23 protein-coding genes and 1 riboswitch are annotated in these 24,790 nt (G+C 35.1%); of the genes, 19 read left to right on the top strand and 4 right to left on the bottom strand.

The genetic code is table 11. The features are described from left to right. The first annotated feature begins 144 nt into the window (after positions 1–144). From fumC to AB1280_RS09405, 3 genes are all read left to right on the top strand, one after another. A complete protein-coding gene (fumC, locus tag AB1280_RS09415; protein ID WP_429755673.1) occupies positions 145–1,533 on the top strand; it encodes a class II fumarate hydratase in 1,389 nt (462 codons plus the stop codon). Positions 1,534–1,994: 461 nt separating this feature from the next. Then, positions 1,995–3,278, top strand: coding sequence for a phytoene desaturase family protein (locus AB1280_RS09410; protein WP_429755672.1), 1,284 nt, complete (start codon positions 1,995–1,997; stop codon positions 3,276–3,278). 17 nt (positions 3,279–3,295) lie between these two features. Next, a complete protein-coding gene (locus tag AB1280_RS09405; protein WP_429757321.1) occupies positions 3,296–4,153 on the top strand; it encodes an RNA polymerase sigma-70 factor in 858 nt (285 codons plus the stop codon). 355 nt (positions 4,154–4,508) lie between these two features. Here the strand turns inward: AB1280_RS09405 and AB1280_RS09400 are convergent, their stop codons facing one another. Beyond that, positions 4,509–5,270, bottom strand: coding sequence for a glycosyltransferase (locus AB1280_RS09400; protein ID WP_429755671.1), 762 nt, complete (start codon positions 5,268–5,270; stop codon positions 4,509–4,511). Between the two features lie 505 nt (positions 5,271–5,775). Between AB1280_RS09400 and AB1280_RS09395 the strand changes: the two genes are divergently transcribed. The 8 genes from AB1280_RS09395 to AB1280_RS09360 all read left to right on the top strand — a co-directional run bounded on the left by AB1280_RS09395 (position 5,776) and on the right by AB1280_RS09360 (position 13,361). Then, positions 5,776–7,053: a right-handed parallel beta-helix repeat-containing protein gene (locus AB1280_RS09395; RefSeq protein WP_272189385.1), complete on the top strand. Its 1,278-nt coding sequence runs from the start codon at positions 5,776–5,778 to the stop codon at positions 7,051–7,053. Next, positions 7,050–7,568, top strand: a complete 519-nt coding sequence (locus AB1280_RS09390; protein WP_272189386.1) for a nitrous oxide reductase accessory protein NosL — start codon at positions 7,050–7,052, stop codon at positions 7,566–7,568. The genes AB1280_RS09395 and AB1280_RS09390 overlap by 4 nt, the downstream gene beginning before the upstream one ends. Positions 7,569–7,619: 51 nt before the next feature. Then, the gene (locus tag AB1280_RS09385; RefSeq protein ID WP_272189387.1) at positions 7,620–8,432 is read left to right on the top strand and encodes an ABC transporter permease; all 813 of its coding nucleotides are present in this window, start codon (positions 7,620–7,622) and stop codon (positions 8,430–8,432) included. Next, complete coding sequence (locus tag AB1280_RS09380) at positions 8,429–9,127, top strand: ABC transporter ATP-binding protein (protein ID WP_272189389.1); 699 nt, start codon at positions 8,429–8,431, stop codon at positions 9,125–9,127. The genes AB1280_RS09385 and AB1280_RS09380 overlap by 4 nt, the downstream gene beginning before the upstream one ends. A gap of 477 nt (positions 9,128–9,604) precedes the next feature. Next, positions 9,605–10,369: a DUF2087 domain-containing protein gene (locus AB1280_RS09375; RefSeq protein WP_429755670.1), complete on the top strand. Its 765-nt coding sequence runs from the start codon at positions 9,605–9,607 to the stop codon at positions 10,367–10,369. Positions 10,370–10,594: 225 nt separating this feature from the next. Further along, the gene (locus AB1280_RS09370; RefSeq protein ID WP_272189391.1) at positions 10,595–10,951 is read left to right on the top strand and encodes a GIY-YIG nuclease family protein; all 357 of its coding nucleotides are present in this window, start codon (positions 10,595–10,597) and stop codon (positions 10,949–10,951) included. Positions 10,952–11,014: 63 nt separating this feature from the next. Next, complete coding sequence (locus tag AB1280_RS09365; RefSeq protein ID WP_429757320.1) at positions 11,015–12,343, top strand: MATE family efflux transporter; 1,329 nt, start codon at positions 11,015–11,017, stop codon at positions 12,341–12,343. A 154-nt stretch (positions 12,344–12,497) separates the two neighbouring features. Further along, positions 12,498–13,361 (top strand): SMP-30/gluconolactonase/LRE family protein, encoded by an 864-nt coding sequence (locus tag AB1280_RS09360; RefSeq protein WP_429755669.1) that lies wholly within the window; start codon positions 12,498–12,500, stop codon positions 13,359–13,361. Between the two features lie 234 nt (positions 13,362–13,595). Here AB1280_RS09360 and AB1280_RS09355 read toward each other — a convergent pair whose 3' ends face one another. Then, positions 13,596–14,516: a DMT family transporter gene (locus tag AB1280_RS09355; RefSeq protein WP_429755668.1), complete on the bottom strand. Its 921-nt coding sequence runs from the start codon at positions 14,514–14,516 to the stop codon at positions 13,596–13,598. 19 nt (positions 14,517–14,535) lie between these two features. Next, complete coding sequence (locus AB1280_RS09350) at positions 14,536–15,255, bottom strand: class I SAM-dependent methyltransferase (RefSeq protein ID WP_429755667.1); 720 nt, start codon at positions 15,253–15,255, stop codon at positions 14,536–14,538. A 185-nt stretch (positions 15,256–15,440) separates the two neighbouring features. On the opposite strand from AB1280_RS09350, the gene AB1280_RS09345 reads away from it, so the two are divergent. Continuing rightward, complete coding sequence (locus AB1280_RS09345) at positions 15,441–15,593, top strand: hypothetical protein (RefSeq protein WP_429755666.1); 153 nt, start codon at positions 15,441–15,443, stop codon at positions 15,591–15,593. A gap of 37 nt (positions 15,594–15,630) precedes the next feature. Here the strand turns inward: AB1280_RS09345 and AB1280_RS09340 are convergent, their stop codons facing one another. Continuing rightward, complete coding sequence (locus AB1280_RS09340) at positions 15,631–16,182, bottom strand: DUF1697 domain-containing protein (protein WP_429755665.1); 552 nt, start codon at positions 16,180–16,182, stop codon at positions 15,631–15,633. Between the two features lie 279 nt (positions 16,183–16,461). Here AB1280_RS09340 and AB1280_RS09335 point away from each other — a divergent pair, with 279 nt between their 5' ends. The 7 genes from AB1280_RS09335 (at position 16,462) to AB1280_RS09305 (ending at position 24,784) form a co-directional block, all read left to right on the top strand. After that, the gene (locus tag AB1280_RS09335; RefSeq protein WP_429755664.1) at positions 16,462–17,724 is read left to right on the top strand and encodes an MFS transporter; all 1,263 of its coding nucleotides are present in this window, start codon (positions 16,462–16,464) and stop codon (positions 17,722–17,724) included. Positions 17,725–17,830: 106 nt separating this feature from the next. Then, the gene (locus AB1280_RS09330) at positions 17,831–18,253 is read left to right on the top strand and encodes a DUF3995 domain-containing protein (protein WP_272189397.1); all 423 of its coding nucleotides are present in this window, start codon (positions 17,831–17,833) and stop codon (positions 18,251–18,253) included. 113 nt (positions 18,254–18,366) lie between these two features. Then, a riboswitch (cyclic di-AMP (ydaO/yuaA leader) is annotated at positions 18,367–18,505 on the top strand. Between the two features lie 129 nt (positions 18,506–18,634). Continuing rightward, on the top strand, positions 18,635–20,302 hold the full coding sequence (gene kdpA, locus AB1280_RS09325; RefSeq protein ID WP_429755663.1) for a potassium-transporting ATPase subunit KdpA: 1,668 nt from the start codon (positions 18,635–18,637) through the stop codon (positions 20,300–20,302). A gap of 157 nt (positions 20,303–20,459) precedes the next feature. Beyond that, positions 20,460–21,707 (top strand): DUF445 domain-containing protein, encoded by a 1,248-nt coding sequence (locus AB1280_RS09320; protein ID WP_429755662.1) that lies wholly within the window; start codon positions 20,460–20,462, stop codon positions 21,705–21,707. 260 nt (positions 21,708–21,967) lie between these two features. After that, positions 21,968–22,855: a virginiamycin B lyase family protein gene (locus AB1280_RS09315; RefSeq protein WP_429755661.1), complete on the top strand. Its 888-nt coding sequence runs from the start codon at positions 21,968–21,970 to the stop codon at positions 22,853–22,855. A 185-nt stretch (positions 22,856–23,040) separates the two neighbouring features. Next, positions 23,041–23,679, top strand: a complete 639-nt coding sequence (locus tag AB1280_RS09310; protein ID WP_429755660.1) for a response regulator — start codon at positions 23,041–23,043, stop codon at positions 23,677–23,679. Between the two features lie 4 nt (positions 23,680–23,683). Next, the gene (locus AB1280_RS09305; protein WP_429755659.1) at positions 23,684–24,784 is read left to right on the top strand and encodes a sensor histidine kinase; all 1,101 of its coding nucleotides are present in this window, start codon (positions 23,684–23,686) and stop codon (positions 24,782–24,784) included. Positions 24,785–24,790: the final 6 nt, after the last annotated feature.

The following is a 24,790-nucleotide window of genomic DNA, read 5'->3' as shown; positions in this document are numbered from 1 at the left end:
AAAGGATGATTTTTTTATAAGCTAATTTATATTATCAAAATCATCATTCAATAGGTAATTTTGATTTCCGGTGGCAATATTTGTTATTTTCTGTGTTTTCGATAAAATGAAAAAGAAGGTATTTAATTCTAAGGGGATGAAAACATGGATTACAGAATGGAAAGAGATACATTAGGAGAAATGAAAGTTCCAGCTGATAAATTATGGGCAGCGCAAACACAGCGTAGTAAGGAGAACTTTCCAATTGGAACAGAGCGGATGCCGCTTGAAATTGTTCGAGCATTTGCCATTTTAAAGAAAAGTGCAGCGATTAGTAATCAAAAGTTAGGGAAGCTAGCAGATGAAAAGGCAAATGCGATTGTAGAGGTGGTTGATGAAATTTTATCAGGAAAATGGGATGATCATTTTCCGCTTGTTGTTTGGCAAACAGGAAGTGGTACACAATCTAATATGAATGTGAATGAAGTGATCGCTAACCGCGGAAATCAAATTTTACAAGAAAAAGGGCTTGATCTACATATTCATCCGAACGATGATGTGAACATGTCTCAAAGCTCAAATGATACATTTCCAACAGCACTTCATATTGCATGTGTGGTAGCTGTAGAAGAACAAGTCTTACCAGCAGTAGTGAAATTAAAAGACACGTTACAAGAAAAAGTAAACGAGTTCTCTCATATTATTAAAATTGGTCGTACTCATTTACAGGATGCAACGCCGTTAACGTTAGGGCAAGAGGTGAGCGGCTGGCATCGGATGCTTGAAAAGACAGAACGGATGATTATAGAAAGCAGCACATATATGAAAGAGCTGGCAATTGGTGGTACTGCGGTAGGAACAGGGATTAATGCCCATCCAAAATTCGGTGATATGGTTGCCGAAGAAATTAGTAATTTTACAGGAAAACAATTTGTATCGGCGCCAAATAAATTCCATGCGTTAACAAGTCATGACGAAGTTGTTTATACGCACGGTGCATTAAAAGCGTTAGCTGCTGATGTGATGAAAATTGCAAACGATGTACGCTGGCTTGCAAGTGGACCGCGCAGTGGACTTGGGGAAATTACGATTCCAGCAAACGAGCCAGGGAGCTCTATTATGCCAGGAAAAGTAAATCCAACGCAAAGTGAAGCTATAACGATGGTCGCAGCGCAAGTTATGGGAAATGATGCAACAATCGGTTTTGCAGCAAGTCAAGGAAACTTTGAATTAAACGTCTTTAAGCCAGTCATTGCTTATAATTTCTTACAATCTACTCGGTTATTAGCAGATGCAATTGTTTCATTTAACGATAAATGTGCAGTAGGTATTGAAGCAAATAAAGAAATTATTGGGCAGCACTTAAATAACTCGTTAATGCTTGTAACAGCACTAAATCCACATATCGGTTATGAAAATGCAGCAAAAATTGCCAAGCATGCACATAAAGAGGGATTAACACTAAAAGAAGCAGCACTGCAATCAGGTTTGTTAACAGAGGAACAATTTGATGAAATTGTAGATCCGAAGAAAATGATTGAGCCGAAGGAATGAAATGTTTTTCAAAGATAGGATCCTCGAGTGTTTTACTGAAAGACATGAAAAATAGAGATTGAAACTTAATCTAACCACAGAAACATATTGTTTAATAAATATAAGGGTGTAGAAGGGGAGTGGGTATACCACTCCTTTTATTACGATAAATTATAGTTGTAAATGTTCCGTTAAAAAATGTATTAGACTATTGAAAAATAGTTGTAGTGTGGAATTGAAATAAAGTCACGAAGTTCTTATATTATCAAGACCTAAAATATAAAAGTCATAAAGTATAAAGGATGCTACATATTATACATGACTAATATGTAGCGCTCTTTTACTTCTTACATAATGGATACCGCCCATAGGTAAACTGGTTCGTATATTTGGCTAAAAATAGGTTTTCATAAATTAAGTTTTTTGTCACAATTGAACCCCTCTATCCGTCTTGATTAATGAAAAGAATAGGAGGGATTTAAATGAATAAATTTGATGTTGCTATTATTGGTGGCGGGTTTGCTGGATTAACAGCTGCACTTTTTCTAGCAAAGGAAGGTAAGAAGGTAGTGGTGCTTGAGAAATCAGATCGATACGGAGGACGGTCGATGACCATTAATAAAAATGGCGTTCTCATGAACCTAGGTGCACATGCCCTTTATAAAGGCGGTGAAGCAATGAAGATATTTGATGAACTCGGGATTACAATCAAGGGAAATGAACCCTCTACGGATGCACATGTTATTTGGAAAAATGAGGTTTATCAAGTGCCGATGGGTTTACGTTCCTTATTTTCGAAGCAATTTCTTAATGGGTTAGGGAAGGTCCGTCTTGCGAAGCTTATGTTTCAGCTCAGTAAAATGGATGTGAATTTGGTTTCAAATGAAAACGTGCAAGCTTGGGCAGAAAGGGAAATCATTGATCCAATGGTACGCCACTTCTTTTATGCATTATGCAGATTAACCACTCTAACATATGCTCCAAGTATACAGCTAGCTCGTCCAGTTGTAAGGCAGATCCAGAGGGGGATGAAAGAAGGTGTTCTCTATGTCGATCATGGTTGGGAATCTATTGTAACCGAATTAAGGTCTAAAGCTGTTAGTTTCGGTGTTAAACTTCTTGAATCTATGAATGTGAATAGCATTGACCACAATGGCCAAATTGAACGAGTGAGTTGTACGAATGGAGAATCGTTTGATATAGAAAGTGTGATTATTGCAACACCCCCTAACGAAGCATGTCGTCTTGTACCCCATGTTGAAAAAACCTCCCTGTATCGTTGGAAGGAGAAAGCAATTCCTGTAACCGCATCCTGCTACGATTTAGGATTAAAAACGTTGCCTAATATAAATCATCAATTTGTGCTGGGGCTTGACCAACCAGTCGCCTTTGTAAATCAATCTAGGGCAGCGAAGCTGAGTAATAACGGAACATCTGTAGTTAGCTTGGTTAAATATCATGATTTGAATAGAATTTCGATAGAGTCTCAAACAGAGAAACAACAATTAGAACATACAATGGATTTGCTTCATCCAGGCTGGAAAAAAGGGGTGGTCGAACAGCAATATTTACCTAAAATAACCGTTGTGCATAATTTTCCTCATACCGGTAGAACGGAAAAACCAGGTCCAGCTGTTCCGGAAATAAAGGGCCTTTATATAGCAGGGGATTGGGCCGGAGACGAGGAACTATTGGTTGATGCATCTGTTGCAAGCGCGAAACGTGCAGCATTACACATATTGAAAAAAGATTGGGTGTTAGTATGAATAAAGAGAAAAAGAAGATGGAATTAGAACAAATTTATCAAGATTACAAGCCACTGCTTTTTTCACTAGCATATCGAATGCTAGGAAGTGTGATGGATGCAGAAGATATTGTTCATGAATCATTCGTTACTTTTGCAAAACGTAAAGATTCCAAGTCCATTACAAATGTAAAAGCCTATTTATGTAAAATTACGACCAATTGTTGTATTGATCATTTAAGGTCTGCTGCCCACAAAAGAGAAACTTATGTGGGCACATGGCTTCCTGAACCGATTGTGGAAGATTACTTTGATGATCCAGCTAATTCATATTTTATGAAGGAATCTTTATCCACCGCCTATATAATGTTGTTGCAACAGTTATCAGAAGTTGAAAGAGCGGTGTTTCTTTTACGAGAAGTCTTTCAATACGACTATGATGAAATCGCCTCTATGGTGGATAAAAGCAGCACAAACTGTCGGCAAATATTTCATAGAGCGAAGAAAGGCCTTGTATATGAACCGAATGTTTACCAACAAGATTATCAGCAATTTAGTAACTATGTAGAAAGGTTCACTGTGGCATTGCAAAACGGTGAAGTTTCGGAAATGATTCAAATGCTGCAAAAAGACGCAATCTTTTATGCAGATGGTGGTGGGAAAGTTACAACTGCACTTAAACCTATTTATACTGCGGATCGAATTTCACACCTATTCTTGAATGTAATTAAAAAGTTACCTGAAGATGCTTTGTTCAAATTTAAAAAGATTAACGGTGGACCAGGGGTTGTTATTATGATTAACGGTTACCTAGCCTACGTAGTTTCATTTGAGTTTAAAGAAGGGAAAATCAATTCCATTTACATGGTGGCGAATCCTGATAAGCTTAGCCGTTAAAAGAAAATATCTAAGGGGTTATCAAAAACATCAATAAAAAATGATGTTGGGTAAACCTTGTAGTCTACGTACTTCATGATTTCGGGAGACAAAATAGCTACTATCAGATGCAAAGTGTGTTCAAAACTTTATAGTGTACTAAATCCAGCAAAGATACATTTATTTAAAGATACAAAGATAAATGTATCTTTTTTCACGAACAATAAAATTTCTGTCGATATTTTAAATATTTCTGTACATTTTTACCTTGACATTTACAATCCTAAATAAATAATATTCTTTTAGTTCTTTTTAAATTTTATTTAGCTTGTTTCACTAGTTCATTTGATGATAATTTATTTAGGATTTTTCACCGTTATCTTTCTTGATTATCATAATATGTTTTATCTGCGTATTTTTTATCATTTCCTTTTAGATAGGCTAAGATTATTTTTGGATTTTTAAGTAAAGCCCAGTCTCCATATTTATCAAATCTTCTGCATGAAGTTATCATCCCATTCTTAATTGTACCGAATTTCTTATTATTTTGCTTTCCCCATTTTTTTAACCGTTTAGCAAAATCTGCATCTTCTGCCATAAGCATGTTTTCATTAAATCCGTTGATTGCTATAAAGTCTTTTCTATAGCACCAAAAAATCCCTACAGATATAGCTCCATACTTAAAAAGTAAGGGGATTATTATTAATATTGCGGAAACGAATATTCCTAAAGATATTCTTTCAAACTTCCCAGTTACCCCACCGCCAATGTATTTACCTGAAGCTAAATATTTATCTACATTAGACAACAGAGACTCTGTCATTTGGGTATCAGCGTCTATAGTAATGATTATTTCTCCACTAGCTATTTTGGCCCCTGCATTTCGGATTTTGGATAAGTTTTTATCGTTATTTTTTAATGTAATACAGTTATAAGACTTTGCTATTTCCTCTGTTTTATCTGTGCAACGATTTAAAACAACTATGACTTCAGTTTGATCTTTATATGCCTCTGATGCCTCTGCGATTGAGTCCAAACATTTTCTAATGTACTTTTCTTCATTGTGTGCAGGGATTATAATAGAAAACTTCACATCTTTTTTAAAATCTACCTCTGAAAATTCGTTTGTTTCAGTCATAATATTCCTCCTTTTTTAAGTTAATATTTTCCATACATAATATATATTAACATGTATGAGGTTGTATTATAGAAACTAAAATTAAACTATTATTCAAAAGTTTAATTTTCCTAGAATGATATAATGCCTCCATGCCCATCAAGCTAAGGAGAACAGGTTCCCCAAAACAATAAAAATGAGCAAAATGCACAAAATGTTCATTATGGGGGTATTATGTGATCTTAAGTTGATGGGCATAGGGAATCAAGTATGAATGCTAAGAAAACAACATAAATACCGCTTTCATTTTTGACGGGGGCGAGAGTATCTGGCCATGCATAGAAGCGGCCAGGGCCTGTTCCTGCCACGTGCAATGTTTAATACATATGTTGAAAAAACAAAATGGAATGTATATAAGTTTAAAAAATATCTTTTTTTGTCAAAAAATACAAAGTTACTTCACAAATTTCACACAATTGTTTGTTATCATGCTTACAGGTCGACATAAATTAGAGGAGATTTCTCTATGAAAATAACTCGAGTTTTTTTTCTCTTTTGTATTACTTTTTTTAGTTTTTTATTCCATGCTGATGCACAGGACACGTTGCAATCTCAAATTAACGCTGCTCCTGAATATGGAATCGTCAAAATACCGAGTGGTATCTATAATGAAACGATTGTTCTTTCAAAACCTGTTACTTTAGAGGGAACAGGGGAAGTCACTATTCGTTCTTGTCGTAAAGAACCCGTTATTACGGTAAATGGACAATCTGTCACTTTACAGCATATAAAGGTAGAACAATGCAGTAGTGAGCCAGACGCGGAAGCTATTCTTGTTTCTGGTAAGAATCATCGGTTGGAAAATCTTCAAATCTACACAAAGCAGTTCGGGATTAAATTAAATAGGGCGAGTGGTACGGTTGTAGAAGGCGGTTTGATTAAAGGGAATTCTAAAGGAAACGGAATTGACTTATGGGAATCAAATGACAATATGATTCAAGGAGTCGAGATTGAGAAAGTAAGAGATGGCATTTATATAGAAAACAGTCATTTTAATCGAATAACTCGTAATGCTATCGGAAATTCTCGTTATGGTATACATATTATGTTTTCAAATCACATAACCGTACAAAATAACAAGTCTCACAACAATATTACAGGTGCCATGGTGATGGGAACAAAAGAAACAAAAATTGAAAGGAACGAGTTAACTTTCAATAATCGGAATGTCAACGCACAAGGTTTATTGTTGTATGATGCAGAGAAAACAGAAACGATTGAAAATCGAATTTCTTATAATCGTGTTGGGATGTATGTGGAAAATGCGAATAACAACCGTATTTCAGATAATGAAGTAAACGGGAATTTTATTGGCATGCAATTTAAAAATGCGAATGAAAATCATGTGTCTGACAATGTCTTTGTTGGAAATGTAAACGAGTCTCAAGCGATAAACAGCACTGAAAACAAAATTATACATAATTATTGGGACACATCCTTGAAGCTGGATACAAAGGGAAATGGTATTAGTAGCATTCCACATAGAGCAGATCCGTTTTTTCTAACACTAACAAATGAAGTCCCTGAATATCAGTTGTTTTTCCAAGCACCTGGTATGATTGTACTTCAAACGTTGTTGAAAAGTCCTGAAAGCCAAGTTTTAACTGATTATGAGCCTATGATGACAATGAGAGGAAAGAAGGAAGAAAACAAATCCTCATTTAAGATGCAAATCGGAATGATTAGTGTGAGTATGTTAGCAATAAGTATCACTTTATTTAAAATTGGGAGGAAAAGAAGATGAAATGGAAAGGTTTATTTATTACAATAGTTGCAGCTCTTTTATTGACGGTAGCTGGCTGCGGAAAAAAGGAAGTTAAGCCAGTAGCAATTGACGAGAAAAATGATAAATGTGCCAATTGTAATATGCTTGTGACGAACGATCAATTCGGAACAGAAGTAATTCTTGAAAACGGTAAATCATTAAAATTTGATGATCTAGGTTGTATGTACAAGTGGATGAACAAAAATAAAAATGAAAAGTTGCAAGCAAAATTTGTACGTGATTACAATACAAAAGAGTGGGTTGAAGTAGAGAAAGCGACTTATGTTTATGACAAAGAGATTAAAACACCGATGGCTTATAATGTAATTTCTTTCAAAGATAAAAAAGACGCGGACAGTTTTGTTTCTAAAAATAAAGGTGAAGTGTTAGCAGCAAAAGATTTAGAAAAGCATGAATGGAACAAAAACATGGATATGATGATGAAAATAAAAGAAGAGAATGCAAAGAAAAAGGATATGAATCATTCTCATTAATAAAAAAGGACAACCGTTCCGGTTGTCCTTTTTTGTGGAAAGAGGGATATTATGTGGCACATTTGGCAATCTGAGTGGCGGATTACGATAAGACAACGCTCATCTTATACATTTGTAATCCTTTGGACGAGCGTTCTGTCTTTACTATTTTTACTAGAGCGAAATACGCCTACTATAACAGGATACACAAATATGACAGGTACAATGGCGAATGTAGTACTGTATATTATACCGTTATTCATGCTTATTATTAGTTCTTTTTCTGTTGCGAATGAAATGGAAAACGGACAGTGGCGGTTATTAAGTACGTATCCCATTTCTAGTGTTGCATACGTAATGGGAAAAGCATTTGGACAATTTACAGCGCAACTTATTATTTTTACACTTAGTTATGGCATAAGTCTTCTAATCGGTCTCGTTTGTGGAAGTGCGCTATCTATGAAATGGATACTGGCTCTTTATGTATTCGGGGTAGTATTAATACTTTTCTTTTTAATAATTGGTTTCGTGATCGGTTCTTTTGTCGTAACAAGATGGCAAGCGTTAACAATATCTGTTGGGGTTTGGTTTTTCTTAATTATGATTTGGCCTACTGCGCTTGTCGCTGTTCTTAGTTTTGTTCCGTATCCGATGATTGCTGTGCTTTTAAAAATAGCTTTGTTTATTAATCCTGCTGAATTGCTTCGCATCGTATTTGTTGTTCAATTAGGCGGTGGTGCGATATTTGGACAAGCGTACGATTCTCTCATTACTTTCTTACAATCTGAGGCTGCGTGGGGAGTTCTCATTTTATATACACTAATATATGTGGCTTTTGGTTTTACTCTCTCTGCATGGAAGCTAGAAAGGAGAAAAATGCAATGACACTTTTACAAGTTAAAGAGGTTTCAAAAGAATATAAGACAAAACAAGCACTTACTCACTTTTCACTTCAAGTAGACGGGGGAACGTGCATCGTATTATGTGGTGGGAACGGTGCGGGAAAAAGTACACTTCTTCATATATTGGCAGGTATTTCAAAACCGACAGAAGGTACGATTGTATTGAATGGTATTGCTCTTCATGAAAACAGAAATGCATACGTGTCTCAAATTGGATATATGCCAGATGACTTCCATGCGCAGGAAATGATGACTGTGCATGAATTTCTTTCTTTTTATGGTATGTTACGAAGGGTAAGTCAACAACAAATACAGGGAATCTTAGAAAAGATAGGTTTGGTTGACAAGGGGAATGAACTTGTAAAACATTTATCAAAGGGAATGCGGCAACGCTTAGTATTTGGACAAGCGTTATTAGGGAAACCGAAACTATTATTATTAGACGAACCAACAAATGGTTTAGATCCATTTTGGGTTAATGCATTCGTCGAGGTTTTACAGGACATTAAGAAGAATGGGACAATTGTTATTTTTTCCACACATATGATGGACGTGGCAGCGGAAATAGGAGATTGTATTTTGTTTATGAAAGATGGGATTGTGACGAAGCGTATTGAACATAAAGGGAGTAAAGAAGAGAAAACACTGCACTTGTTACAATTGCATCGGCAGGGATGAAACCAAAAGCATAAATTCTTTTTGGTGAAATAAGGACATGCGTTGCAGTGTTAACTCTAGACAGCTTCAATCAATTATTCCATTTAGACTATCTTCAATTATTCTTCATCTTTTTATCTACAATAGTTGCTTTTATTATCCTCAAGTTAATTAAGAAAAAAGAATTTAATAGAACTAATGAGAAATAGGACTAGTATGATGACTAGTCCTATTTGTTATTTTATTTTTCATATACATTTGTAAACAAAATTTGCATTTGTTTATTGCACTACCGAGGGACAGGGCTTTTTCGTTGATAAAAATTTTGCTTTATTAGAGGGGTGTAAAACCTTAAAGGTATAAACGTTATTTGATTTTGTTTAAAAAATAGATAAACAGAACGTTGAAATGTTTATTTTGCTGTGGTATTATAAATGAAAATAAACCAAATCATAATTTGTTTGTTTTTAAAATAAACTTTTTAGGGGATTGTTTAGCATGAATGATATTTCAGAATGGTTTTGGAATGCCACAGTAGAGGAATTGAAAAAAGGATATGTATTTGAGAAGGATACTGAAGAATACGTTTGTTTAGCTTGTGGAGAAAAATTTATGAAAGGTATTATATATCAAGAGCAGAACATTTTTTATGAAGCAGAGAAGTTTACGCAAATTCATATCGCAAACGAACATATTTCTATGTTCGACTATTTATTAGGGTTGGATAAGAAATTAACTGGTTTAACAGATTTGCAGAAGAAGATGGTCCAGTTCTTTTATATGGGTTTAAACGATAAAGAGATTGTACAAGAAATGGACGGTGGAAGCACTTCAACAATTCGAAATCATCGTTTTACATTAAGGGAGAAAATGAAACAAGCAAAAGTGTTTCTTGCGCTTATGGAGCTATCAGAAGAAAAAGCGACGAATCAACCTAAATTTCTCCCGATTCATCGTACAGCTATGATGCTTGATCATCGGTATGACATTACCGAAGAGGAGAATGAAGAAGTTTTAAAATTACATTTTACAGAAGGGTTAGACGGACCGCTTTCTAAATTTCCGAAGAAACAAAAGCGAAAGCTCATTATTTTGAAACATTTAGTGAAAAAGTTTGATAGCGATCAAAAATATACAGAAAAAGAAGTTAATGAGATTTTAGAACGTGTATTTCCTGATTATGTCACGTTAAGAAGGTATTTAATTGAATATGGTTTCCTTGACAGAACATCTGATGGAAGTCAGTACTGGGTGAAATTATAGAGAACAATGTAGATAAATACAAATTAAAAAATGGATATAAAAAACATCTTTCTTTTTAGATGGGTGAGAGCATCTGGCCGTGCATAGAAGCGGTCAGGGCCTTTTTCTACCGCATGCCAGGTTAAAACAAAAGGAGCAAGCAAGTAGCATACATGTTGAATTCTGCATAGCAGTGACTTAGATGGCGAAAAGATATATATAGATAAAATGAAAGGAGAAAGGAAATTGAATAGAAAAAAAGAATTAAAACAACTGTATAAAGAAACAGAAATAGAAGGAGGGATTTATTGTATTAGAAATATAAAGAACGAAAAAGTGTATGTAGAGAGTACAAGAAATTTCAAAACGATGAGTGGAAGACGGCTTTTACTTAATATGGGTTCTCATACGAATAAGGCATTGCAAGATGATTGGAAGGAATACGGGGCAGATGTTTTTGAATTTGAAATATTAGAAGTGCTGAAAAAGAAAGAAACGGGATATTTTAATGAAAAAGAAGAATTAAAGAAACTAGAAGAGAAGTGGTTAGAGAAATTGCAGCCGTTTGGAGAGCGAGGATATAATCGCGACATTTCTCAATAAAAGGGGTTATGAAACTTGAAAATAACTGAAGAAGGAACAGAAAATAAACCGATATGGCGTTCTATGGCCATGTTTCTTATTCCTTTATTGTTAAGTAATGTATTGCAGTCACTTGGACAGTTGTTTGGTATGGTAGTAGTAGGGCGGTGGCTTGGCATTAATGAATTAGCTGCTATTTCCGCTTTCTTTCCATTGTTTTTTCTACTCATTTCATTTGTAATTGGGATTGGTTCTGGTAGCTCAATTTTAATTGGTCAGGCTTTTGGGGCTCGTAATGAAGACCGCTTAAAGGCCATTATTGGTACAACGTTGACATTTACGTTCGTACTTGGAGCAATATTAGCGGTAGTGGGTAGTATGTTTGCAATGGATATTATGCGACTAGTCGGGACACCGGAAAATATTATTGATATAAGTGTTCATTATGCGCGAATTTTATTTATTTCCATGCCAGTGCTATTTTTGTATTTTGCATATACAACATTTATGCGTGGAGCAGGGGATTCAAAAATACCATTTTACTTTTTAATTGTGAGTACAGGACTAAATATGGCATTCTTACCTATTCTTATATTTGGGTGGTTCGGCCTGCCGAAACTCGGTGTGTACGGCGCAGCATATGCTTCTGTTATATCAACAATTGTTACATTTATAATTCTGTTAATTTATTTAAGAAAAACGAAACATCCATTGCAATTTGATGCAACGGTTCGAAAGTATCTTCGCATGGATGGGGAGTTGTTAAAATTATTATTACGTCTTGGGATTCCAGCAAGTATTAATATGATACTTGTTTCATTATCAGAGATTGCTGTTATTTCCTTTGTAAATCGCTTTGGATCAGATGCAACTGCAGCATACGGAGTAGTAAACCAAGTAGCAAGTTATGTACAGATGCCAGCAGTGAGCCTTGGGATTACCGTTTCCATATTTGCAGCGCAGTCCATTGGCGCAAATCAATTTGATCGCCTGCAAAAAGTAATCTGGGCAGGACTTGTTATGAACTATGTAATTGGTGGAATATTAATCTCATTTATTTATTTATTCTCAAAAGAAATTTTAGCACTCTTTTTAACGAGTCAGAATACGATTGATATTGCACATAGTCTCATTATGATTACGTTATGGAGTTACTTGATTTTCGGTCATGCGCAAGTTATTGGGGCAACAATGAGAGCGAGCGGAACTGTATTGTGGCCGACTATTTTTGCAGTAATAGCGATTTGGCTTGTGGAAGTTCCAGTTGCTTATTTCCTGTCATATCATACGAGTCTTGGGATAAAAGGAATATGGGTTGGATATCCAGCTGCGTTTATTATGAGTTTACTTTTGCAATACGGATATTATAGGTTGTCATGGAAGAAGAAGCGAATTACGCGTCTTATAAATTAGAATTAATTGCGTAAATAAGGAATCCCCTTTAGATAAGCGATCTGAAGGGGATTTTTGTAGTTCTAGATAAAGAATAAATGCCACTAATTCATATATAAAATCATTACATGTTATTATAAAAAGACAGAATATTCTTTAATGAGGAGGGGTTAATTTGCTTGGGGAATTAGAACTAGTCATTGATGCGAAGGCTACTCTTGGAGAAGGGCCTTGTTGGGATAGTAAAAAGAAGCTATTGTATTGGGTTGATATTTTGGAGAAGAAGGTTCATATCTATAATTCTATTACAAAAGAAAGCAAGGGAATTTTTCTTGGACAAATGGTAGGATCAGTGGCTCCGAGTGAATGTGGTAAAATGATTCTTGCGCTAGAAAATGGTTTTTATTTCTTAAATCCAGATACGGAAGAATTGCGGACTATTTGTGACCCTGAAAGTCATTTGCCAGAAAATCGTTTTAATGATGGAAAATGTGATCCGAGGGGGCGTTTTTGGGCGGGTACTACTGATGGTGTTGGCATTGATGGTAAGGGAGCTCTTTACTGTTTAGATACCGATTTAACTGTAACAAAGAAAGTAGAACAGGTAAGTACTTCTAATGGGTTAGCGTGGTCACCAGATCATAAGTATATGTATTTCATAGATACACCGACAAGAAAAGTAGTTCGTTTTGATTATGATATTTACACAGGAAATATTGAAAATCCACAAGATGTTGTTGTCATACAAAAAGAAGAAGGACTTCCTGATGGAATGACAATTGACGAAGAAGGAATGCTCTGGATCGCTCATTGGGGCGGTTCTAAAGTATCGAGGTGGAATCCTTTGAATGGAGAGCGGCTGCTAAGTATTTCTATCCCGGCCAAATATGTAACGTCTTGCACCTTTGGCGGAAATGACTTAAAAGATTTATACATTACGACAGCCAAAATGGATACTACAGATGCAAGCGCTGGTGGAGTATTTCGAGTAAAAACGAATATAAGAGGATGTCCTACATATCGGTTTAGTGGAAAATGAATTCTTTTTTCTAAGTTATGGTAAATCAAATTCGTAGATATTGCAGGATTTAAATCCGAATTATTAGTACTTAGTGGTATTCCCGAATAGGAAGATAACGTATTATTGAATCCTGATATACATGTGTTAGAAGGAACTTTTATCGGATGATAAAAAGGAGTTGACCTTTATTTGTCAACTCCCCTTTATATTGTAAAGAATGATGATACGATATAGTCAATATAAGATAAAACGTTATTTGTTGCTAATACCTTTATTTTTAGAAAGTAGTATCCTTTTCTCTTTAGAAGATAAGTAGACGCCAATTCCAATTAAACAGGCTCCTAAAATGAAAGTGATGCCTAAACTTTCATCAAGTAATAAAAAGCCTAACAAGCTACCAACTATAGGTTGAAGGAAAAAGAAGAGAGAACCAGTACTAGCATCTAGATATTCAAAGCCCTTGTTCCAAAAATAAAAGGCTACTGCAGTTGAGATAATCCCTAAGTACAATACTCCTAACCAAATCCATACGTCTTTTGGTAAATCAGTAGGCGTAACTGCTTGCTCCCAAATTACAATAGGAATAGTAAAAATTACACCAAACAAATTAGACCAAGTAGTAACTGTAAGAGAAGAATATTTTTGTGTTTGTACTTTACTTAGTACTGTATAAATAGCCCAAGTAATAGCAGCACCGAAGAGTATAATATTTCCTAGATACATACTTTCGGTTTGATTATTGGTGGATGGAAGACCGATAACACAAAGTACTCCAATCGTTGCAAGAATAAGTGCGGTTATTTTATTTATTTGCAATTTTTCTTTTAAAATATAGAAAGCAAAGATAGAAATAAGTGCTGGAGAAGCAGCTGTAATCAAAGATCCCATTGCGGCACTAGATAGGTTTGTCCCAACAAACTGCATTCCAATAGAACCGGTATATCCAACTAAACCAATCATAGCCATTTTAAAAACATCTTGTCGGTGAATTTTCCATAACCCTTTCCACCAAGTTATGGATCCTAAAACAAATAAACTAATAATAAAACGAATTTCTAATAATAGCCAAGGTTGAATATATCCTAAAACAATTTTACTAATTACATACATTCCGCCCCAAATAGCAGCAGCCATCGATAGGGCTAACGAGCCTTTTAAAAAGTTCCTATTCATATACATACCATCTTTTCGTTTATTTATATCCAATAGCAAGATACATTTGACCGACTTTGTTATGAATTCTACTATAAATATGCTCTTGGATGTCTATAAATGCATCAAATTCATTATCTGGCTGAAAAGAAGCCATCTGTTCATCTGAAAATGGAATGATATTTTGAATTTTAGCATAGGGAAATATTGAATCTATTAACCCTTTAAATTCTTTAGCAGCCATACTATTATTCTTTAATTTAACTTTTTCTTGTTCGTTATAAAATGATAAAAATTCAGTGAAAGAACAATCAGGGTCCCAAGATGAAATAATAACAAAACCTCTTGGTTTTAAAATATATTTAACTTTTTTAAGAAAACCCTCATACTGATCTTGGTTCATATGACAAATAGTACCCATCATACACGTAATTAAATCAAATGAATTTTCAGGGAAATCAAGCTCTGTTGCATCCATTTTAAATAGATTAACTCTATCCGAAACTCTTTCTTTCATAACATTATTAGACGCGATTGTCAGAGCTTCTTCGGAAATATCTATTCCAGTAACCTCATATTTCTTTTTAGCAAATAAAATTGGATATCTTCCCGTTGCGGTGCCGATATCTAAAATTTGTGAAATATTTGGATTTTCATTTACAATTTTTAAAACACTTTGTAGTTCTAAATGTTTTTTTACCTCATCAGCGTTAGGTAACTGCATATATGTTTCATATCTTTTTTCATCATATTTAATCATATTTATCCCCTCTTTTTTCATTGTAATAAAATCCATTTATAGAATTATATTACAATAAGGGCGCCATGTTTTTAAAGGAATAAAAACTTTCTCAAGTGAACCATTAATGTAATAGAAAGAAATAATGTAAGAGAGTCATCTAAGAGGGGATTACACATATAAAAACCCTTATGGAGGAATTGAAAATGAAAAATGTACGAATTCGAAAAATTAAAATAGCTGAAGCGAGAATAGCCTTATATAAAAAGTCAGGGTTCGAAATTGAAGGAATAAAACGTCATTCTCTTATCATTGGGGATGAATTTATTAATGAATATTATATGTCGAAAATAATGTAGACCCTATAGCTTACCTATAGGGTTTTGATCATACAATTCAAACAAGCTTATCTTGCATTGCTTTTGCTAACGCCACAACTTTGTTGATTGTATTCCAGTTACGCGTTGTTGCTGTATTGCCAAGACTTTGCATATTTTTTGCCAACTTGGAATCTAAGATGCTTTGCCGAAACAAGAAGTAAATTACACGTCGATCGATATGGTATTCATCGTTATTACGTTCGCTGCTTGCCAATCGATCGACTATCTTCTGCGGCGGCGCTTCTGTCAATATTGAAATATGAATGCTTTCTCCTTCAGCTAAAGGGACATCTGCATATGGGCATTCTGCAATGATTCGCTCCAGTTCATCAGCTGTTCTTAAGATAACGGTGACTGAAATGCCAAAATTGGTTCTGATTGCATCCTCGATTCGGAGGCGTAGCTGCTCTTTGCTTTCATCCGATTTGAAAAGGACATTGCCAGTTTGAATATACGTTTGCACTTGGCTAAGGCCTAGTGTTTCGAAGGTACTTCTTAGTTCAGCCATCTTAATTTTGTTATGTCCACTTACGTTAATAGCTCGTAATAACGCGATATAAATTACCATCTAGTCACCTTCAGTCATTTTATGTTTTAAGTTGTAATTAACAAATTCGTTGATTTAGGGAAGGACTCCTTTTTTTCGCAAAAAAATAGTAGTTTTATATTCCAAAATTTTCTTATCATATGCTGTCTGGTTACACTATCTTTGAAGTAAGAGGATTCACTCACAATTATGTTAAACTAAGAATAGGATTCTTAAGATTCGGAAATGTTTTGTAATTACTGTCTGAACAGCGAAATTTAAATAAGTTATAACATTTATATACAGAAAGGAGGACTAGGATTGACCCTTAAAAAAGAAACAAGGTTCAACTCATCGTTGCCAACGAAAGAAAATAAGTGGTTATCAAAAGTTACACATTTACCTAGTTCCTATATGGTTTTTGTTTCTAGTATACTCATTTCTCGGCTCGGTGACGCTTTTTATACGTTTGCGATTCCTTGGATTGCTTATGAGTTGACTGGTTCGGCAGTAGTTATGAGTTCGCTTTTTGCTACTAGTGTATTACCTATTGTTTTATTTGGTCCTATCGTTGGTGTAATGGTAGACCGCTGGAATCGACGAAGGTTGATGTGGATAGCTGATTTAGGAAGTATGTTCTTGGTTGGACTAATTCCAATCCTCCATTTTTTGGAGGTGCTCCAAATCTGGCATCTATACGTTATTTCTTTTATTCTAGCTGTCTTATCCATGTTATTTGATGTAGTTACTGTTACAGCAATTCCGTTTATTGCAGATCAAAAGTTAATAAAAGCGAACTCGGCATATCAAATGGTTAATCAAATTGCTAGTTTAGTAGGTCCAACATTAGCAGGTATGATAATCGCCATAATTGGAGGGTTTAACGCGCTTTGGTTAAATGTCTTTTCCTTTGCAGCTACTGTAATCGCAGTATTACTCTTACCTGAATTAGGGAGAAATAAGGTCGGCGTTAAAGAAGGCAATGTATTACAAAGCATAGCGAGAGATCTAAAAGAGGGACTGAAATGGCTGACGAATAATCGCCTTAACCTTGCTTTATCTCTTCAAGCTTCGGTTGGTAACTTTGGTGCGAGTGCTGTACTGGGCGTGTTCATGTATTATTTGCTTTCAACATTACATCTATCCGCTGAGCAAAGCGGTTATAATTACACCTTAATTGGAGTTGGGGGACTTATAGGAAGTATTATTGCAGTTCCACTCGAAAGGCACTTTCGGCGTGGAATTCTTATCCCTGTTCTTCTAGGTATAGGTGCAATTGGGTTAACATATGCAATCTGGAGTAAATATTGGCTAGCACCCGGTATTGCTCTTGGTGTTGCGATGATTTGTAATATAGCTTGGAACACGATCGTAGCATCAATCCGGCAAGAAACAGTGCCTACCGAAATACAGGGAAGGGTTCTAGGCTTCTCGCGAGTACTTACTCGTCTTGCGATGCCATTAGGAGCTTTAATAGGTGGGATAATCTCTAGCTATAATCCAGTTGCAGTGTTTGCGTTGGCGTCAGCTGCAAAGATGGTGGAAGTTTTTATTGCGGTTATGAGTCCTATCCGTAAGTTATAAGCTGAAGATTTCCTTATATTGGGTTGTGTTTACAAGGGAGTTCCTAAAAATTAGAGAAACTATGAAGAAGAAAAATGATTTATCATATGTATAAGGAGGGAATACAATGGCAGCATTTTTTATCATTTTAGGTGCGAGCATACTTGTGTTCATCAGTCTCATTCATATGTACTGGGCATGTGGTGGATCATGGGGGAGTAAGGTTGTTCTTCCGATGAAAAAAGACAGCGGCGAATATGCTTTTGTTCCGCGAAAAATAGGGACTTTTGCAGTGGCACTTGCCATTTTATGTTTTGCTATGATTCTATTAGCACAAAGTGGATATTTGTCTTTTTGGAATCCAAGTCGCTACACAAGATGGGGATGTATTGTTTTAGCTGGGATTTTCTTGTTACGTGCAGTCGGTGATATGAAATATGTTGGGTTTTTTAAAAAGGTAAAAGGGACAAAATTTTCGGTGTATGATACGTGGTTATATAGTCCTATTTGTTTATATATCGCACTTACTTTTGTAGTGGTGGTTTGTTGATAGTAGTATGTGGAAGGAAACCTTTCATTAAGGGAGGTTTTCTTTTTTTGTATTTTCTCTCTTTACAATAAGAGTTTAGAAGAGTATATTAACAGACAAATGGAAAATTTTAGAGATCAATATCGCTTAATCCAATAGGAGCGGGGGAACCAATTTTGTGCTTTGTCACTCGGGGTGAATCCTTTTTAGGTAGGGCTACTCTCAAGGTCCGAATCCGACAGCTAACCTCGTCAGCGTTTTGAGAGGGGGGGACTTGTGTGTAAAAAACACTAGGTGCGGCCTAGTGTTTTCTTTTATTCTCTTTGTGGTAAATATTCACAAATAAAATCATTTCTATATTTAATGGAGAAAAATATAGAGATAACAGAGGAGAGGAAAAGAGTGAACTGGCTAACAAGTCTACTTACAATTTGTCTATTTGTAGTTGTCGCAAAACCGATGGGGGATTACATATACAATGTTTTTCAGCAAAAGGGATCATTTCAAAAGATATTTGATCCACTAGAAAAAATTTTGTTTAAAATCGCGGGCATAAAGGGCTATAGTCAAAGCTGGCAGCGCTATTTGTTTTGTTTAATCATAACGAATCTATTTTGTATACTTGTTGTATATTCTATATTTCGATTACAGGGCATGTTACCGTTAAATCCAAATCATTTTCCAGGAATGGAGCCAACATTAGCATTGCATACAGCCATTACGTTTATGACAAATGCGAATCTACAACATTATGGGGGCGAAAGTAATTTATCTTATTTCTCTCAAATGGCTGGGATAACGTTTATGATGTTTGCAGCACCTGCAACTTCACTGTCGATTGGGATTACGTTTATTCGTGTGCTAGCAGGTAGAAAGGTAGGGAACTTCTTTGTTGATTTTGTTCAATCTATTGTAAGGGTATTGTTACCAATTTCATTTGTAGCGTCGCTCATTTTTCTAGCATTAGGAACACCGCAAACATTAGATTCTACAGTTATCGCAAAAACGTTCGAAGGGACGGAACAGGTAATTCCTCGCGGGCCAGTAGCATCTTTATTAGCTATTAAAGAACTTGGAGATAATGGCGGCGGTTTTTTTGGAACAGTTTCGGCACATCCATTTGAAAATCCAAATATGATTAGTAATGTGCTTCAAATGATGCTGCAAATGTTAATTCCGATGGCATTCCCATTTGTATATGGACGAATGGTTGGAAATCGGAAACAAGGAAGAAGTTTTTTTGTATCGATGTTTATTTTGTTTATCGCTGGATTTTCAACACTTGCCATATCTGAATTGAAAGGAAATCCGTTGTTGAATCAAATTGGTGTAGAAAGTTCACAAGGAAATATGGAAGGGAAAGAAATGCGCCTTGGCGTTATATCTTCTGCCTTATATGCAACTGTTACAAGTGCTTCAGGTACGGGGGGCGTGAATACTACACATGATACGTTAACGCCAATTGGAGGAATGGTCCCGCTCGTCAATATGCTTCTAGGAACTGTATTTGGCGGGATTGGAGTCGGATTCATAAACGTAATCATGTATGCAATGATTGCAGTATTTTTGGCAGGGCTAATGGTTGGACGTACACCGGAGTTTCTGAATAAAAAATTAGAAGGGAAAGAAATGAAGTTAATCGCCATTACCATTGTGTCTCAGCCATTACTTATTCTTGGTGCTGCGGCAATTGCTTTTTCAACACATTTAGGAACAGACAGCATTTCGAATCCTGGTTTTCATGGTTTAACACAAGTTATATATGAATATACATCGTCTGCGATGAATAATGGCTCTGGATTTGAAGGATTAAATGATAATACACCGTTTTGGAATATTTCAACAGGTCTCGTTATGTACATTGGTCGTTATTTTAGCATTATTACGATGCTTGCTGTTGCAGTTGGATTAAAAAAGAAAAAAATTGTACCAGAAACGATTGGTACGTTTCAAACCGATAGTCGTTTGTTTGGTGGAATCTTACTTGGTACTATATTTATAGTAGGTGCTTTAACATTTTTACCAATACTTGTACTGGGCCCAATTGCCGAATTTTTAACAATATCATAAAATTATAAAAGCGAGGGGTGCAAAGGCCTCTCGTTTTTATAATGAATTCTTTGTGGTTTTTGATGGCATTCATTATAGTATAGATATACGCTTTTGTTGAAGGATTTAATTATAGATTGAAAAGTTTACTTTACATAAAGAAGGATGTGCAATTGAAATGTCATTACAATCAAAATATATAGCGGGAATTTCCCTTGGAGTGATGGGAGTTGGGTTTGCCGCAACACTTCCGATTCAAGGAACGATAGCAGGTGGAATCATACAAGGTGGATTTGAAGCGGGTTTAGTAGGCGGGCTTGCCGATTGGTTTGCAGTTACGGCGCTGTTTCGCCATCCGATGGGAATTCCGATTCCGCATACAGCACTGCTGCCAAAAAATCGGAAACGAATTACGAAAGGACTTGTTTCCACACTGGAAAATGACTGGCTGACGAAAGAAAGTATAACAAATAAAGTGAAAGAGATGCAGTTAGTACAAATCGTTTTACAAATTGCAGAAAAAGAGTTGCAATCGGATAGCGTGAAAAAAGTGATTGTGCAACTTGCTGAAAAAGCGATTCTTCAAATGAATATTGAAAAATTAGCTATTGTTATTGAAAAAGAATTAAAAACGTATTTACATACGATTCATACAGGAAAAATCCTGCAAATTCTTATTGATCAACTAGTTGCAAAGCAATACGATGAAAAAACATTTGATTTTATGTTAGTTAAAGCAAAAGAGTGGACAGTTCAAGATGAAGCGCGTTATCAGCTCGGAAGTTTAGGGATGAAAACGATGGAAAATATAAAAGTAGATGGATTTTTACAGTTTACGCTTAAATCTTTTATGAATATTGTAGATGAAGAAAAAATCGGAAGTGTTTTACAGAAGTTTATAATCAGTAATATTAGTAGTTTGCAAAATCCTGATAATAGCACAAGACAACTTATATTAATGAAGATTCGCCAAGAACTTATCCGTGTAAAGGAAAGTGAAGCGGTATTGCAGGAGTTAGAGAATTGGAAAGAAAGTTTGATTGCAAATTGGAAAGCAAATGAAAAAATAACAGAATTGTTAGCTCAAGTACAGGAAAGAGCAGTTGCTTTTGTAAAAAAAGAAGAGTTTATAGATAAATATCTTCTTTCATTTTTAAAGACGCAAATGAATCAAGTAAAAGAAGATCCAGTAACGATTCAAAAAATAGATGATTGGTTACAAAAACAAATTGTAACCCTTGTCGAAAACAATCATTCTAAAATTGGAAAGCTTGTACAAGAAAATCTTGATAAGCTAGATGATCAAACGCTAATTGAAATGATTGAAAATAATGTAGGGAAAGATTTGCAGTGGATTCGCGTAAATGGAGCTGTTTGTGGATTTATGATTGGGTTAGTTTTAGAAGGGTTAAAAGCGATTATATAATGAGATAATTTGAATAGTACTGCTGAAAAAATATATATCATCTTTATTCTTATAAAAGATAAAAATTATAACCTTGCACAGCCTTCCATATAGCATTGCAAGGTTTTTTATTGGGTTTTAATTCAATATTTTGTTGAGATGTAATTTTTTGTAGTTTTTCTTCTAAGTAATGAAGGGAAAGGAATTGCATTCACGGAAATATTTACAATGTTTGTTTTCATAAATAAGTACATGCATCAATCAAAAAGGGGGGGAGTTCAATGCAAATAAAATTTAATGAATATCTTCTTCCTAGGACTGAATTAGAGCCATATGGGATTACAGTCGGTGTTGATAGAGCTCTTTGGTTTACGGAACATAAGGGAAATAAAATAGGAAGAATGACTATAACCGGTGAAATACAGGAATACTTCGTTCCTACATCAGATGTAGGGCTTTCATGTATAGCATCTGGAGCGAATGGAGATCTTTGGTTTACAGAATACAAGGCCGATCAGATTGGAAAGATTACAATGCAAGGTAAGGTTACTGAATATATGTTACCTACTGTAAAGTCAGCACCTTATGGAATAACTGAAGGACCAGATGGAGCGATTTGGTTTACGGAACTTACAGGTAATAAGATAGGAAGAATATCATCGTTAGGTGAGATTACAGAGTATACATTGCCTAATTCGGAGTCTTATCCGTCATTTATCGTATCAGGACCAGATGGGGCACTTTGGTTTACGGAGAACAAAAGTAATAAAATAGGTAAAATCACTATATCTGGTCAAATTACTGAATATTCTATACCTACAATAAATTCTGCTCCAGTAGGCATTACGAATGGACCAGATGGAGCAATATGGTTTGTAGAGATAAACGGAAATAAAATCGGAAGAATTACTACATCGGGAAAAATTAGCGAGTACCCTATTCCAACCGAAAATGCCCGGCCACATGCTATTGTTGCAGGGGATGATGGAGTACTTTGGTTTACCGAATGGGCAGGAAATCAGATTGGACGAATTACGGTGGATGGAGAAATTACCGAATATCAAATTCCTACCAAAAACTCGGAACCACATGGAATTGTACTTGGACCAGATGGAGCAATATGGTTTGCAGAAGAATGTAATCAAATAGGACAGTTAATTTGTTTATAAAACCTTGTAAATCTAAATAATCGATTAACATGTAAGGAATAACAGTGCCAGGTGGATATTGCCTGTTACGCGCTTGAAGATAGGGACTTCTTTCGGAAGTATGTTAAAGAAATATGTAATGAAGAATAGTAAAATTGTATATTGAAAGGGTGTGAATGTAAGTAAGGTAACACTTACTTACAACTATGAAAATAAAAGTGATAATAGCTGATGATAATTCTTTTATAAGAGAAGGCATGAAAATCATTTTAAGTACATACGAAGAATTTGAGGTGTTAGAAACAGTTAATGATGGACAAGAGGCTTTGGATTATTGCCAGAAACATGATGTAGATATTGCACTTTTAGATGTACGTATGCCAAATATGAATGGCGTGGAAGCAACGAAATTAATTTGCGAACAAACAAAAACAAAGCCGCTTATTTTAACGACATTTGATGATGATGAATACATTTTAGATGCAGTGAAAAATGGGGCAAAAGGTTATCTATTAAAAAATAATGATCCAGAGCGAATTCGAGATGCAATAAAAAGTGTTCATCACGGCAATACTGTGATGCAAGATGTAGTTCTTAATAAAATTAAATCTAACTTACAAGGCAATAAAGAAGAAGGATCAAAAATAGATAAGAGTCTTTTCACAGAAAGAGAGCTTAGTATTATTGCTCTGATTGCGAAAGGCTTTTCGAATAAAGAGATTTCAAAACAGCTTTTTATATCAGAAGGGACAATTGCGAACTATATTACGTCAGTTCTGAATAAAACAGGGCTTGAGCATCGTACGCAAATTGCAATTTATTATTTAACAGGAACTGTGGAATAAAAAAATGAATTTTTGGATGATTATTAGTAAGCTTATCGTTTTCCTTTACATCGTGTTTAGTTATGTCCATTCTAATGCTACAAATTTGCCATGGATTGTATTTACGTTACTTTTGTATCTTTGTATAAATGTTTCGATCTACATTTTCAAAATAGATGCAGTGAAAAAAGTGATTATATTTATATCAATTGTGACTATAGCTGTTTCGTATAAACAAATTCATCCGTTATTACTTTTATTTTTACCGCTGAATTTATATGAATATACTTCTTATTACATACAGAAAAGAGAGATGCTTCTTTTTATTATGCTTCTTCCAGTTATGTTTGCCCAGGAAAATATACGTATGACATACGGTTTAATCGCTGTATTTAGTTTTGTTGTTTTTACAATGGCCAAGCTTTATATGGAAAGGTTATGTAAACTCGAATCAGAAAATGACATGATGCGAAAAGATTTGCAAAGGCTCACAAAAAACTTGAATGAAAATAAAGCATACATCAGACAATCGGAATACACATTTAAACTAGAAGAACGAAATCGATTATCACAAGAAATTCATGATAAAATTGGTCACTCTATGACATCTGCGTTGATTCAAATGGAAGCTGCGAAAAGATTGATGGATACTGAAAAGAAGAAATCGGCAGAGTTGCTTCAAAACGCCATTCATATTTCTAAAGACGGAATTGAGAGTATTAGAATTACGTTGAAAAATATGAAACCACCAACTGAACAAATGGGTATTCATCGTATGAAATTATTCATAGATGAATTTGCGGTGAAACATGATATGAAAATTCTATTTGTACATAAGGGGAATTTGGAAGCTATTTCGCCGATACAATGGAAAATCATTGGAGAAAATGTAATGGAAGCGTTAACGAATGCTATGAAATATGCTGAGGCCACAGCTGTTTCGATTGATATTCATGTGCTCAATACTGTTGTGAAGGTGCAGGTGAAAGACAATGGGAATGGTGTACCGCAAGTGAAAAAAGGGCTCGGCATTATCGGTATGGAAGAGCGTACAGCTTCTATTAACGGGACGATAATTGTAGATGGTACAAATGGTTTTTCTGTAACAATGCTATTGCCAATGTAATAAAGA

Origin of the sequence: Bacillus sp. S10(2024) (genome assembly GCF_050473865.1) — a bacterium.
In the GTDB taxonomy this organism is placed as follows: Bacteria; Bacillota; Bacilli; order Bacillales; family Bacillaceae_G; genus Bacillus_A.
This window is presented reverse-complemented; position numbering and strand designations above follow the sequence as displayed.

Coding starts and splice junctions, on each gene's coding strand:
- fumC (WP_429755673.1), top strand. CDS start 145: ATGGATTACAGAATGGAAAGAGATACATTAGGAGAAATGAAAGTTCCA.
- AB1280_RS09410 (WP_429755672.1), top strand. CDS start 1,995: ATGAATAAATTTGATGTTGCTATTATTGGTGGCGGGTTTGCTGGATTA.
- AB1280_RS09405 (WP_429757321.1), top strand. CDS start 3,296: ATGGAATTAGAACAAATTTATCAAGATTACAAGCCACTGCTTTTTTCA.
- AB1280_RS09400 (WP_429755671.1), bottom strand. CDS start 5,270: ATGACTGAAACAAACGAATTTTCAGAGGTAGATTTTAAAAAAGATGTG.
- AB1280_RS09395 (WP_272189385.1), top strand. CDS start 5,776: ATGAAAATAACTCGAGTTTTTTTTCTCTTTTGTATTACTTTTTTTAGT.
- AB1280_RS09390 (WP_272189386.1), top strand. CDS start 7,050: ATGAAATGGAAAGGTTTATTTATTACAATAGTTGCAGCTCTTTTATTG.
- AB1280_RS09385 (WP_272189387.1), top strand. CDS start 7,620: ATGTGGCACATTTGGCAATCTGAGTGGCGGATTACGATAAGACAACGC.
- AB1280_RS09380 (WP_272189389.1), top strand. CDS start 8,429: ATGACACTTTTACAAGTTAAAGAGGTTTCAAAAGAATATAAGACAAAA.
- AB1280_RS09375 (WP_429755670.1), top strand. CDS start 9,605: ATGAATGATATTTCAGAATGGTTTTGGAATGCCACAGTAGAGGAATTG.
- AB1280_RS09365 (WP_429757320.1), top strand. CDS start 11,015: ATGGCCATGTTTCTTATTCCTTTATTGTTAAGTAATGTATTGCAGTCA.
- AB1280_RS09355 (WP_429755668.1), bottom strand. CDS start 14,516: ATGAATAGGAACTTTTTAAAAGGCTCGTTAGCCCTATCGATGGCTGCT.
- AB1280_RS09350 (WP_429755667.1), bottom strand. CDS start 15,255: ATGATTAAATATGATGAAAAAAGATATGAAACATATATGCAGTTACCT.
- AB1280_RS09345 (WP_429755666.1), top strand. CDS start 15,441: ATGAAAAATGTACGAATTCGAAAAATTAAAATAGCTGAAGCGAGAATA.
- AB1280_RS09340 (WP_429755665.1), bottom strand. CDS start 16,182: ATGGTAATTTATATCGCGTTATTACGAGCTATTAACGTAAGTGGACAT.
- AB1280_RS09330 (WP_272189397.1), top strand. CDS start 17,831: ATGGCAGCATTTTTTATCATTTTAGGTGCGAGCATACTTGTGTTCATC.
- AB1280_RS09320 (WP_429755662.1), top strand. CDS start 20,460: ATGTCATTACAATCAAAATATATAGCGGGAATTTCCCTTGGAGTGATG.
- AB1280_RS09315 (WP_429755661.1), top strand. CDS start 21,968: ATGCAAATAAAATTTAATGAATATCTTCTTCCTAGGACTGAATTAGAG.
- AB1280_RS09310 (WP_429755660.1), top strand. CDS start 23,041: ATGAAAATAAAAGTGATAATAGCTGATGATAATTCTTTTATAAGAGAA.
- AB1280_RS09305 (WP_429755659.1), top strand. CDS start 23,684: ATGAATTTTTGGATGATTATTAGTAAGCTTATCGTTTTCCTTTACATC.